The sequence below is a fragment of the Streptomyces sp. TM32 genome, assembly GCF_004122755.1.
Lineage (GTDB): Bacteria > Actinomycetota > Actinomycetes > Streptomycetales > Streptomycetaceae > Streptomyces > Streptomyces sioyaensis.
Genome location: NZ_SDIG01000048.1, coordinates 1 through 12,710, shown reverse-complemented (window position 1 = coordinate 12,710; position 12,710 = coordinate 1). Strand labels below are relative to the sequence as shown.

Genomic DNA, 12,710 nt, shown 5'->3' with positions numbered 1-12,710 from the left:
TGCGAAGAGACTCAGCCCGCCACAGGGACACGGTACGTCCGATGCCCTACCTGGGCCCGCCAGGTGGTGACGCCGGCCCGGGTCAGCAGCATCGCAGCAACGGACAGCATCGTGGCCGCGCTGCCCTGGTGGATGCCCGTGGCCGCGGCGATACCCATGAGACCGACCCGCAGCACCATGCCGCAGAGCCACACGCCGGCCGCCGCCCAGCTCCCCTTGGTCCAGACCGCACCGTCCTCGTCCGTCCAGATGCGCGTCGTCCAGGCCCAGCCGGCGCCGCAGGCCAGCCCGATCAGGATCTCCAGGCCCAGGAGGACGGCTGATGCCACGTGGTGTACCGGGTCCACGAGGCCGGGCTGCCGCACCGCCATGACCGTCAGGACGACCGGAATCAGCCACCACGCCTTGCCCTCAGACGAGATGCGCTGCGCCGCGAACTGCCGGATGAACACCAGCGCGATGACGCCGATGATCACAACGATGTTGAGCGTGCCGCTCATGACCTGACCCTCCATGGGACGGGAATTCGATGTCTCCGACGCTATGGAGCGGCGCCCACGCGCGGATCGGCGCCAGGGTGGGGCCCGGGTGGAAAAAGACGACGGGCGTTTCTCCACCCGGGGGTGGAGAAACGCCCGTCGGTGGCCGCGGACGGCTCAGGTGTCGATGCGCGAGCGGTCCAGAGTGGACGCGGAGTTGGTGATGAACTCCTTGCGGGGGGCGACTTCGTTGCCCATCAGGAGGTCGAAGGCCTTCTCCGCCGCTTCGAGATCGCTGATGTTGATGCGGCGCAGCGTGCGGTGGCGCGGATCCATGGTCGTCTCGGCGAGCTGGTCGGCGTCCATTTCACCCAGGCCCTTGTAGCGCTGGATGCTGTCTTTGTAGCGGACCTTCGTGCGCTGGAGCTCGAGCAGGGTCTGGCGCAGCTCGTTGTCCGAATAGGTGTAGATGTACTTGTCCTGGCCCTTTTTGGGGTTGATCAGTTCGACGCGGTGCAGTGGCGGGACGGCCGAGAAGACCCGGCCCTCCTCGACCATGGGTCGCATGTAGCGCTGGAAGAGGGTCAGCAGCAGGCAGCGGATGTGAGCGCCGTCGACGTCCGCGTCGGCGAGGAAGATGACCTTGCCGTAGCGGGCGGTGTCGATGTCGAAGGTGCGGCCGGACCCGGCCCCTATGACCTGGATGATGGCCCCGCACTCGGCGTTCTTGAGCATGTCCGAAACGGATGACTTCTGGACATTGAGAATCTTGCCGCGGATCGGCAGCAGCGCCTGGAATTCCGAATTCCGCGCCAGCTTCGCGGTGCCCAGCGCCGAGTCGCCCTCGACGATGAAGAGCTCGCTGCGGTCGACGTCGTCGCTGCGGCAGTCCGCGAGTTTGGCCGGCAGCGAGGACGACTCCAGCGCGGTCTTCCGCCGCTGGGCCTCCTTGTGCTGCCGGGCGGCGATGCGCGTACGGGCCGCGGCGACGACCTTCTCCAAGACGGAGCGCGCCTGCTGCTTGGCGTCCCGCTTCGTGGAGGTCAGGAACGCCTTGAGTTCCCGGCTCACCACCTGGGCGACGATCCGGGACGCGGCGGAGGTGCCGAGCACCTCCTTGGTCTGCCCCTCGAACTGCGGCTCCGCCAGTCGTACGGTCACGACCGCGGTGAGGCCCTCCATGGCGTCGTCCTTGACGACGTCGTCCTCGGCCACGCGCAGCAGCTTGCTCGACCGCAGCACCTCGTTGACGGTCTTGGTGATCGACCGCTCGAATCCGGAGACGTGGGTGCCGCCCTTGGGCGTCGCGATGATGTTGACGAACGACTTGATCGTCGAGTCGTAGCCGGTGCCCCAGCGCAGCGCGATGTCGACGCCCAGCTCCCGGGTGACCTCGGTCGGGGTCATGTGGCCGCGGTCGTCGAGGACCGGGACGGTCTCCTTGAACGTGCCCTGGCCGGACAGCCGGAGCACATCGCACACGGCCTTGTCCTGCGCGAGGTACTCGCAGAATTCGCTGATGCCGCCGTCGTAGTGGAAGGTCTCCTCTGTCTTGCCGGCGCCGTCGATGCCCCGCTCGTCGCGTACGACGAGGGTCAGGCCCGGCACGAGGAAGGCCGTCTGCCGCGCGCGGGCGTACAGCGTCTCCAGGGAGAGCTTGGCGTCCTTGAGGAAGATCTGCCGGTCGGCCCAGTAGCGCACCCGGGTGCCGGTCTTGGTCTTGGGGATCCGCTTGCCCTTGAGCAGGCCGTTGCCCGGATCGAAGGGGGCGTCGGGACCCGATTCGGTGAAGATGCCGGGTACGCCGCGCCGGAAGCTGATCGAGTGCGTCTTGCTGCTGCGGTCCACCTCGACGTCGAGCCGCGCGGACAGGGCGTTGACGACCGAGGCGCCGACGCCGTGCAGTCCGCCGGAGGCCGCGTACGAGCCGCCGCCGAACTTGCCGCCGGCGTGCAGCTTGGTCATCACGACCTCGACGCCGCTGAGGCCGGTCTTCGGCTCGACGTCGACGGGAATACCCCGGCCGTTGTCCCTGACCTCCACCGACCCGTCGTCGTGGAGGATCACCTCGATATGGTCGCAGTAGCCGCCCAGCGCCTCATCGACGGAGTTGTCGATGATCTCCCACAGGCAGTGCATCAGGCCACGGCTGTCCGTCGAGCCGATATACATGCCGGGACGCTTGCGGACGGCTTCGAGCCCCTCGAGGACGAGCAGATGCCGCGCGGTGTAGTTGGAACCGTCCCGGTCTGCCCCGGTCAGCACTGCGGTGGACGGCACGGACATCTCGGCGGTCACGCGGTTCGCTCCTCGCTGAATTTCTGGCAGCCCGCATTCCGCGGACTCGGTTGTGGCGGTGTCGCCGGTCAGAGGGTACCGAGGCCTGGTAGAGCCGATGTGACGCCACCCGTAAGCATGCTCATGCTAGTAGAATTTCGCTCGCATGTTCGATCCCTCGTTGGGGTGACGTCGCAGTGACGTGCACATCACGTTCCCTTCGAGGCATGAACCATTTAGGCTCCGGGCACGTCCTCATCAACAACCGGCAAGCCAGCCGGGAGGGCAGACCCAACAACCACCGTGAATCAGACCACCAAGCAATACGGCTCATTCGCCGCCACCCGGCAGCACCCGGCCCCCTCGGAGAGTTTTTTCGAGGAAAAGGCACGAGCGGGAACGTTTTCGGCCTGGTTGGATGTTGACCCTGGTACGACAGCTCGTCGAGCTAGAGAAGAGGCGACGTGACTACTGTTCTGACACCCGCGAGCCCGCTGACGGCCGCTGACCGCTGCGACCGCTGCGGCGCCCAGGCATACCTGCGCGTCGTCCTGATGTCCGGCGGAGAACTGCTCTTCTGCGCCCACCACGGTCGCAAGTTCGAGCCAGAACTCAAGAAGATCGCCGCGGAAATACAGGACGAGACGGAGCGGCTCACCGCTTCTCCGGCGTCCGCGTCCGATGAGGAACGCTGACACTTCGCATCCACGACGAGCGAACAGCGGCACAGCGCCGTACTTGCGGGCGGTCCCCCGGCACCACCGGGAGGCCGCCCGCAGTTGTGCGTCCTCACGCGGGCCTGAGAGCTCTCCGCGCGGATCAGCCGGCCCCGTGTGCGGACACCGCCGGGAGCAGCGCAGAGGCGCGCGTATAGACCCCTGGACTGCCCGCCCGGCCGCAGCCGGTCCCCCATGACACCAGCCCCACGAGCCGTCCCCGGACGACCAGCGGCCCACCACTGTCCCCCTGGCAGGCGTCCCTGCCGCCGGTCGGCTCCCCTGCGCACAGCATCGACTGCGCACGGTACCTACCGTCGGCGTTGCCCGGGTAGGCCCGCGCACAGACCGCATCGGGCAGCACATTGACGTGCGCCGCCCGCAGCTGTGACGCATAGCTGCCCCCGCCCGTGGTGTCCCCCCAGCCGTAGACCGTGGCCGCGTTCCCCGGGCGGTAGGCGCTGTCGTGCCGTCCCGCTATCGGGATGGGCCGGTTCGGAACCGGCCTGGCCAGCGTGAGGACGGCCATGTCACCGTCGTTCGTCCAAGTGTTGTAGCCCGGGTTCACCCAGACCTTCGCGGGCTTGAGCTCCTGGCCCCCGCCACCGGTGAGGTTGTCGCGTCCGACGACGATCCTCAGGTCCCGCACCTGCCGCCAGGAGACGCCCAGCACCTCTCTGCTCAGGCAGTGCGCCGCTGTGACCACCGTTGAGTGCCCCACGAGGACGCCGCCGCAGAACTGGCCGGAGCGCTGGGCCCCGAAGCGCCCATGAGAGGCCAGCGCCACCGCCCAGGGACTGTGCGACAACGGTGCGGGTCTGCCACCGATCACCACCCCGTCCGCGGCCGCCGACGCCGGCAGGGCGAGGACCAGCGCGAGGGCCGCAAGGGCAGCGTGGGCGGTGGGACGCATACGGACTCCTGACTCCGGGACAGTGCATGCATACCCAGAGTGACGCCATCGATCACCCTGCGCATCCGGACATGCGTGAGCCCGGCCTCTCAGCGGGGAGAGACCGGGCTCGTGGCACTGTCCGGGCGGGCCCGGACTAGTCGAGGTAGTCGCGCAGCACCTGGGAGCGCGACGGGTGACGCAGCTTCGACATGGTCTTCGACTCGATCTGACGGATCCGCTCACGCGTGACGCCGTAGACCTTGCCGATCTCGTCCAGGGTCTTGGGCTGACCGTCGGTGAGACCGAAGCGCATGGAGACGACGCCGGCCTCGCGCTCGGAGAGGGTGTCGAGAACCGAGTGCAGCTGCTCCTGCAGAAGCGTGAAGCTGACCGCGTCGGCCGGGACGACCGCCTCGGAGTCCTCGATGAGGTCACCGAATTCGCTGTCGCCGTCCTCACCCAGCGGGGTGTGCAGCGAGATCGGCTCGCGGCCGTACTTCTGGACCTCGATGACCTTTTCGGGGGTCATGTCGAGTTCCTTGGCCAGCTCCTCCGGGGTGGGCTCGCGGCCCAGGTCCTGGAGCATCTGGCGCTGGACGCGCGCGAGCTTGTTGATGACCTCGACCATGTGGACGGGGATACGGATCGTACGGGCCTGGTCGGCCATGGCGCGGGTGATGGCCTGGCGGATCCACCACGTCGCGTAGGTCGAGAACTTGTAGCCCTTGGTGTAGTCGAACTTCTCGACCGCACGGATCAGACCGAGGTTGCCCTCCTGGATCAGGTCCAGGAAGAGCATGCCGCGGCCGGTGTACCGCTTGGCCAGGGAGACGACCAGACGGAGGTTGGCCTCCAGGAGGTGATTCTTCGCCCGGCGGCCGTCCTCGGCGATGATCTCCAGCTCACGCTTGAGCTTCGGCGCGAGCTTGTCGGCGTTCGCCAGCTTGTCCTCGGCGAACAGGCCCGCCTCGATGCGCTTGGCGAGCTCCACTTCCTGCTCGGCGTTGAGGAGCGGGACCTTACCGATCTGCTTGAGGTAGTCCTTGACCGGGTCGGCGGTGGCGCCGGCCGCGGCGACCTGCTGCGCGGGGGCGTCATCCTCGTCGTCGTCGGACAGGACGAAGCCGGCGTTCTCCGCGCCCTCGGCGGCCTCGGGAGCGTCGCCCTTACCGGGCGCCGGGGTCTCCTCGGTCACCTCGTCTTCGAGCAGCTCGTCGACGTCCTTCTTGGACGCGGTCTTCTTGGCGGTGGCCTTCTTGGCCGTCGTCTTCTTCGCGACGGTCTTCTTGGCGGCCGTCTTCTTCGCCGCTGCCTTCTTCGCGGGCGCGGACTCGGACTCACCGGCCGGCGGATCCGCCACAGGGGCGGTGGTCGCGGCGGCGGTGGTCTTCTTGACCGTGGCGGCCTTCGCCGCGACGGTCTTGGTGGCGGTGCGCTTCGCCGGACTCTTCGCTGCGACGCTCTTGCGGGTGCGCTTGGGCGCCTCTGCGGCACTGACCATCAGCGTCACACCCTCCTCGTCGAGGATTTGGTTGAGGCTGCGCAGAACGTTCTTCCACTGGGTTGGCGGAATCTGGTCAGCCTCGAAGGCCCGACGCACGTCATCGCCGGCGATCTGCCCATCTGCCTTTCCCCGCTCGATGAGCGCCATCACAGACTCGGACTCGGCGATCTCCGGCGGGAGCGTACGGGATGTGCTGGCCGACACGAACAACCTCTCGGAACGATGGAAACGGCTTCCGACCCCGTCCACTGTGGATCGGAGCCGACGACCGCCGGTGGGGATGGACCGACGGCGCAGGGGCAACCGGGGAGTTGAACAGCGTCATTCACGCCGCTCTTATTCCCTCCTCGGCTATCACCTCTTAAGTCATCGCGCTTCCCTGAAGAGTGTTACGCCCAATCTGCGTGGCCCGAGTCACACCCCATAACGACCCATTCCCAGTCATATGACATGCAACCCTCCCGAGACCTGTCGCCGGATCCGGTCGACGACCCGGATCCGGCGATCTTCTGCGCCTGCGCCGCGTACGGCGTGCCCTGCCCGGAGGGGCGTGCAGGACACGGAAGCCGCGCGGCGCCCACCGTCCGTACGCCGTCGGGTACGGGCCTTCAGTGCTCGCGGGGCGCGGGGACGACGTGATCGACAGGCGTCCCGGAGCCCTGTCCGGCGACCTCGCCATGGGCGGCGAGGAGCTGGCGCATCGCGGATTCGGCCGCCGTGGCGTCGCCGGAACCGATGGCGTCGACGACCCGCATGTGCTGCCCCACGGACGTCTCGACCGGTCGCTCGCAGCCGCCGGCGGCACCGCCCGAGACGTGGAGGGCGGCGGAGACGATGCCCGAGAGGTGCTCGAGCATGCGGTTGCCGGCGAGCTGCAGCAGCAGCGAGTGGAACTCGGCGTCGGCACGGGAGAACGTCATGGTGTCGCCCTGGGCCGCGGAGTGGCCCATGATCTCGACCATGTCGGCGAGCCGCTGCTGGATGTCCTCGCGGCTGTGGCCCGCGGCGAGCCGGGCGGCGAGGGGCTCGATCGTCCAGCGCAGCTCACACAGCTCACGGCGCTGGTCGTCACGCTGCGGCCCGTAGGCCCGCCACTCGATGATGTCGGGGTCGAGGAGGTTCCAGTCGCTCACCGGGCGTACCCGGGTGCCGACGTTCGGGCGGGCGCTGACGAGGCCCTTGGCCTCGAGGACTCGCAGCGACTCACGGACGACGGTGCGGGAGACCTCGAAGCGCTGGCCGATCTCCTCAGGAACGAGCGGGCGGTCGGCCCCGAGATCGCCGGAGACGATCATCTGGCCCAGCTGCTGGACGAGTTGGCCGTGCAGGCCACGTCCGCGGCTGCCGGCCGCGCGACGGCCGACCCGGCCGATGTCTGCCTCTGAGCCGTCCCAGACCTGCGAAACGCGCTCTGCACGGTCCTGGCCGGCCGCACTGGCGGCGTTCGCGGCGTTGCCCGCGTTGGCGTAGGGGTAGCGGTCAAGCTCGCCCGGGCCTGCGAGGCCGGTGTCGCCGGGGCGAGCCGCGGTCATCATGGTGTGCGCAAGGGTACTCACGCATCTGTTGTCGGCGACACCCTGAACACCCTTGAGGTCTTTGGTGAAAAGCACACGAAAGGGTGATCGCCCCCCATCCCTGAATTGACGCTTTATCGGAAAGAAATGCGCTCTCTACGGCGAGTTGTGGACAGCGGCCGCAACAACAGCGCACCAAAACATATGCCTTACTCGATCAGCAGCCGCAGTCGCACCGCACCGAGAGCGCATCACCACAGGCCAGAAGGGTGCGGGCAACACCCTTGCCCTGTCTGCTGGTTGGGCCGTGAGCCGCATCACGAACCGGTGCGCATTGGTCAATTCCGAACGGGCCCTTGACGCCGCCCTCAGGGGCCACGTGACGACCTCACCTAAGGCACTTTGACGGGAATTCTCCGGCAATCCCGTTACACCGGAACTGAATACACCACCGGCCCCTCTTTTCACTCCGGCAGGGCCCATCAGCCGCTTCGCTCAACTTGCCGCAACGGCAGGACATTCAATGACCCAACAGCGAAGGGGCGGACCGAAGACAGTGTCGGACCAGGGCCCGCAGAGCGCGGCATCGACTGGGACGCAGGGGCAGGACCACCGACTACGGGTCCGACAGGGCTGGTCGTCCTCAGGTCGGCGCCCCGGCCGGGTGGAGCCACACATCCATGACACCGACGGCGGGCGGGCGTGGGCGGCCGGGGGCGCCGAACGAGCCCGACGGTGGTGAGCCGGACACCCCTTGCGGGGCATGAGCCCGGCGGGAAGCGGGCGTGGCGACGTAAGGACTCACCCAGCCAAGGTAACCGCGATATGTCCTATTTTCTCGTAATTGCTCGACCTTGATGCTTCGCCGTGTCACCGTGGGTGAACTTCGCCCCTTCGGTGTCGCGCGCTGTCCGCGACGCTCAGACCTCGGGGCGGAGCATCGGCGGGTTGAGCAGCGTCGCCCCGCCGGCCCTGAACAGCTGTGCGGGACGGCCGCCCTGACGCGTCGTCGTACCGCCCGTGGGCACCAGGAAGCCGGGGGTGCCGGTCACCTTGCGGTGGAAGTTACGGGGATCCAGGGCCACCCCCCAGACCGCCTCGTACACGCGGCGCAGCTCGCCCACGGTGAACTCCGGTGGGCAGAAGGCCGTGGCGAGCGAGGAGTACTCGATCTTCGAGCGGGCGCGCTCCACGCCGTCGGCCAGGATCCGGGAGTGGTCGAACGCGAGCGGAGCCGCCAGCTCGCCCTCGCGGGTGAGGGTGTCGTCCTGGCCCAGGAGGGTCTCCACCGGTGCCCAGCGCGCGCTGTGGGCGTCACCGCCGGCCTTGGGAGCGGGCAGGTCGGGGGCGAGTACCAGATGCGCGACGCTGACGACCCGCATCCGGGGGTCCCTCTTGGGGTCGCCGTAGGTGGCGAGCTGTTCGAGGTGTGCGCCGTACACGGGTGACGGACCGGCCGGGGACTGGGCGTGCAGACCGGTCTCCTCGGCCAGCTCCCGCGCGGCCGCGTCCTCGAGGTCCTCGTCGGCCCGGACGAATCCACCGGGCAGGGCCCAGCGGCCCTGGAACGGCGGCTCACCGCGCCGCACGGCCAGCGCACACAGGGCGTGGCGGCGCACGGTGAGCACGACCAGATCGACAGTGACGGCAAAGGGCGGGTAGGCCGACGGGTCGTAGGGAGGCATGGCGTGATCATAGTCGTCCGCCTGACGATAAACAGGCCCATCACCACCTCACGAGCCCAGTTGCAGACCTTCCGCCGCCGTCTCCACCATCCCCATGCCGAGTCTGCTGACCCGTACGGCGAACGGCTGCTCGGCCACGCTCAGGCCGGTGAGCTGTAGCGCGCCGAGCGGGGTGGTGGCGAGCGGCCGCACGGACACCGTCCCGGCAGGAACATCGGGGCGCAGACCGGCGAGGGCGACGAGTATGTGCACCGCACCGGCCGCCGCCACGGCAGCGGGGCGGCAGGCGGCCGGGTGCGGTACGGGGACGCCGCCGGCGGTGCGCTGCTCCCCCGCGTACATCTCTGGGAGGCGGTAGGCGAAGCTGTCCGCCGAATCGAGGATTCCCCTGGTCAGGGCGCCGGCCGCCCGCTCATGGCCGGCCGCGGCCAGTCCGGCGGCGGCGATCGCCGTGTCGTGGACGCGGACCGCACCGCTGCGGTGGCCGAACGGGTTGTAGCCGCTCTCCTTGGTGCCCATCCCACGCAGCCCCCATCCGGAGTCCATGGCGGGGCTCTCCAGTGCTCTGGCCAGTTGGTCGGTCTGGGTGGCGTCCAGCAAACCGGGTGCCAGGGCCCCGCCGCCGAGCAGGCCGGTGTCGAGGAGATGGACGGTGGTGGAGCCGAGGTGCGGGACGGGCCGCCCATCGGCGGTGAGCAGGGCGGCGGGGCGACCGCCGGCGCTGTCCTCCCACCAGAAGTCCCTGCGGAACCGGGTGCGCAGGTCAGCGGCCCAGTCCCGGAGCGCCGTAGCGTCGGATGATCCGACGGCTTCGAGGAGATCGGCACCCAGGAGAGCGGCGCGATGGGCATGAGCCTGGGTCTCGCATCGGTACGGTCCGTCGGGCGCGGGGTCGGGGACGTAGGCGCCGCGGCTGCCCCCCGGTGGATCGGTGACGGCCCTCAGCCATCGCAGGCAGCGCTCCGCAACGGGCAGCAGCCGCTCCGTCTCCTGCTCGGGAAGCCCCCAGCGGCGCGCCTCCGCGAGGACGGTGGGAAACAGAAGGGTCGCCTCGATGCCGGTGCAGCTCGGCGGGGCATGCGGTCCGGCGTCCCGGAGCGGACCGGGAATTCGGCCGAAATCCGCGCCTGGTGCGGCTTGTTGGCTACGGGCGAGCGCCCGCAGTGTGCCCGCGGCGAGCCGGGTGCCCAAGGGCAGCAGCATCCGCGCGGCCCACAGCGCCTCGGCCGGTGCCGGACCACAGCGCCAGGGGAATCCGCCGGCCACGTAGATGTCCGCTGCGGCGGCCGGATCACGCATCACCAGGCCGTGCAGATCGTCGAGGCTTGCTGCCATGAGCACGTCGGCCCGGTGGTCGTCACACTCGAGCCGGGCCGCCGTCCAGGGCCGCGGTGGGCGGGCACTGCGCGTGCGCGTCACGCCGGTTCCGGTGCGCGGGCCGGGGATGAGGACCGTGCCGGGGCGGCGGTCGCCTGCCGGACCTCCGGTGTCGTGCTCCAGTGCGGTGTGCAGCTCGATGGTGCGGCGGCCGCCGGGTGGCAGATCCAGTTCCCAGCGCAGCAGGCCCGGCGAGGCGAGCGCGTCCTGGGGTGCGGGCCACGCGGACACCACCGCATGCACACCGGGCCCCGACCAACGCAGCCCGGAGCCATGGACAGTGGCTCTCCGTTCCGGCCCCGACAGGCCCACGGCGATGGCTCCGAGCTCTGCAAGATCCGTACCCAGCCGGATCTCGACCGGCAGCCGCACGGGCCGCGCGGAGCTGCTGTGGAAGGTGATCCGCTCGGTGCCGTCGGCGGAGCGCAGCCGTTCCACTCGGATGTCCGGGTCCGGTCCGCGCTCTCCCGCCCTGCGGATCGTCCCGAGGAACCGGGCCCGGTCCGCACCGTTCAACCTCCCCTGGACGACGAGCGGTTCGTCGCCCGCGACCCGGAGTTCGCAGCGGGACAGGGCCCGCCGTCCGTCGCGATAGAAGCCGTCCATGCCGTGGCCGGTCAGCTGCCCCGACGCCGGGGACACCGCGAGGGCCGGGAGGGCCACACAGACGAGTGAGGAGTGGACGGGTTGCGGTTGCGGGGGCCGGGGCGGCGCCGGGCGGCGCTCGCCGGGCGGTCGATGAACCGGCTGAGTGAGGGGGACGATGCCTGGCACGCTCTGCGCTCCCTGGTGAGGTCGGGGCTTCGTACGGCCTACGCCACTCAGGTGAACGGCCCGGCCGGCGCCCAGGTCACGCGGGCCTCGCTGCCATGTCGTGTTCACCGCCGGCTCCGGTCGCCGTCCCGGCCGGCCCGGCGCCTGCCGCGACCGTCCGTCGAACGGGTGCCGGGGCCCGTGCCGCCGCGAGGTCCGCGGGGGCGGCCGGCCGGGCCGCGCCTGGTGGGCCGTCGTGTCTCCTTGGTGGTGGACGGGGAATCTGTGGCGGGCGCAGGTGCATCCTCGGCGGCGCTCGTCACCGCGTCGTTCTGCTCGCGCAGGCAGCGGCGCAGCGGCTCCGGATCGAGGCCTTCATTGATGGCGCGGTGCAGCAACTGGGCGAAGGTGTAGTCGGGGTCGAGTGACAGGGCGCAGTTGAGGGCGATGCGTGCCGACGGTCCGTCCTCGGTGGACCAGCAGACCCAGCCCGCGAGGGTGAGCGGGGCCGCCGCGTGCTCGGCATAGCCACCGGCGCAGCGGCGGGCGAGGGCGCGCCAGAGCCGGAGGGCCGGCGCAGCAACCGAGCCGTCCATCCACTCCGCTGCCCGGTCGCGGGTGACCCGGTCCTGGAGGCCGAGGATGAGATCGGCGGCCTCGGCATCGGTGATCAGCGCGTCGTCGCAGGCGTCCCGGGCCCGGTTGCTGCCCGAGGGGGTGTCCTGACGGAACCGGTGGATCATGGCGCCGGCCAGGTCGAGGGTGTCCCGCCGGACGGTCGCCGCGCCGTCCCTCTCGAGCATGCGCGGCACCAGCGCGCCGGCCGCCGCGTCCAGCACCTTCTCCTGCTCCGCGGCTCGCCTGCCGGTACGGGGCATCAGCCTGGCCTCCATCTCCTTGAGCGAGCCGCGCACCTGCATACCCGCGTATGCGGCGGCCGCGGCCATCACGGACGTGCCGGGCATGACCATGTGCGTGCCCTCCGCGGGGCAGCATCGGAAGTCGGGGCAGCAGTAGGACCAGAAGCGGCCGTTGGACAGGCACAGGGCTTCCAGGACCGGTACGTCGAGCGCACCGCAGGCGGTACGCAGCCGTTGGGCGAGCGGCCGGAGCCGGTCCTTGACGTCCTTGCCGCTCTCGCCTTCCGCGGGCTCCTGGCAGAGGTAGACGAGGATCGCCTCGGGCCGGGCGTCACGCTCCTGGCCCGCGGAGATCAGACAGTCGGCGAGCTGGTCGGCGACGTCCGGCCACTGCGCGGTGTCGGTGGGGATGCCGAGCCTGACCCGACCGCCGAAGCGCCCGCGGTCGCCGTGCAGCGCGATCAGGACGATGCTGTCATCCGGATAGAAGCCCATGAGATACGGCAAGGCGTCGGCGAGTTCGGCCGGGCTGCGGAGGGTGACCTGGGCGTCGGTCGGCGGCGCCGGGACCGCGTCGGAGGTGGCGGAGGAGTGCGTGGGGCCGGACCGGGTGGACGGGGTGGAGGAGCCGGCGGTGAACACGACATGGC

At 70.0% G+C, this 12,710-nt stretch carries 9 protein-coding genes; 1 reads left to right on the top strand and 8 read right to left on the bottom strand.

The genetic code is table 11. The features are described 5' to 3' along the window. Window positions 1-11: 11 nt before the first annotated feature. Both EST92_RS13940 and EST92_RS13935 read right to left on the bottom strand, forming a co-directional pair. A complete protein-coding gene (locus tag EST92_RS13940) occupies window positions 12-500 on the bottom strand; it encodes a DUF1453 family protein (RefSeq protein ID WP_174244013.1) in 489 nt (162 codons plus the stop codon). A gap of 156 nt (window positions 501-656) precedes the next feature. Then, window positions 657-2,777, bottom strand: coding sequence for a DNA topoisomerase IV subunit B (locus tag EST92_RS13935; RefSeq protein ID WP_129249419.1), 2,121 nt, complete (start codon window positions 2,775-2,777; stop codon window positions 657-659). A 443-nt stretch (window positions 2,778-3,220) separates the two neighbouring features. Here EST92_RS13935 and EST92_RS13930 point away from each other — a divergent pair, with 443 nt between their 5' ends. Beyond that, complete coding sequence (locus tag EST92_RS13930) at window positions 3,221-3,451, top strand: hypothetical protein (RefSeq protein WP_003981845.1); 231 nt, start codon at window positions 3,221-3,223, stop codon at window positions 3,449-3,451. Between the two features lie 124 nt (window positions 3,452-3,575). Here the strand turns inward: EST92_RS13930 and EST92_RS13925 are convergent, their stop codons facing one another. From EST92_RS13925 to EST92_RS13900, 6 genes are all read right to left on the bottom strand, one after another. Further along, on the bottom strand, window positions 3,576-4,385 hold the full coding sequence (locus tag EST92_RS13925) for a serine protease (RefSeq protein WP_129281247.1): 810 nt from the start codon (window positions 4,383-4,385) through the stop codon (window positions 3,576-3,578). A 136-nt stretch (window positions 4,386-4,521) separates the two neighbouring features. After that, window positions 4,522-6,075, bottom strand: coding sequence for an RNA polymerase sigma factor (locus tag EST92_RS13920; protein ID WP_275540880.1), 1,554 nt, complete (start codon window positions 6,073-6,075; stop codon window positions 4,522-4,524). A 404-nt stretch (window positions 6,076-6,479) separates the two neighbouring features. Next, a complete protein-coding gene (locus EST92_RS13915) occupies window positions 6,480-7,481 on the bottom strand; it encodes a FadR/GntR family transcriptional regulator (RefSeq protein ID WP_129249422.1) in 1,002 nt (333 codons plus the stop codon). An 824-nt stretch (window positions 7,482-8,305) separates the two neighbouring features. Continuing rightward, a complete protein-coding gene (locus EST92_RS13910; protein ID WP_129281245.1) occupies window positions 8,306-9,070 on the bottom strand; it encodes an NUDIX domain-containing protein in 765 nt (254 codons plus the stop codon). A gap of 48 nt (window positions 9,071-9,118) precedes the next feature. Next, window positions 9,119-11,110: a glycogen debranching N-terminal domain-containing protein gene (locus EST92_RS13905; protein ID WP_129281244.1), complete on the bottom strand. Its 1,992-nt coding sequence runs from the start codon at window positions 11,108-11,110 to the stop codon at window positions 9,119-9,121. Window positions 11,111-11,325: 215 nt separating this feature from the next. Beyond that, entirely contained in the window at window positions 11,326-12,702 is a 1,377-nt protein-coding gene (locus EST92_RS13900) for a DUF4192 domain-containing protein (protein ID WP_129281261.1), read from the bottom strand. Between the last annotated feature and the right edge of the window lie 8 nt (window positions 12,703-12,710).

Coding starts and splice junctions, on each gene's coding strand:
- EST92_RS13940 (WP_174244013.1), bottom strand. CDS start 500: ATGAGCGGCACGCTCAACATCGTTGTGATCATCGGCGTCATCGCGCTG.
- EST92_RS13925 (WP_129281247.1), bottom strand. CDS start 4,385: ATGCGTCCCACCGCCCACGCTGCCCTTGCGGCCCTCGCGCTGGTCCTC.
- EST92_RS13910 (WP_129281245.1), bottom strand. CDS start 9,070: ATGCCTCCCTACGACCCGTCGGCCTACCCGCCCTTTGCCGTCACTGTC.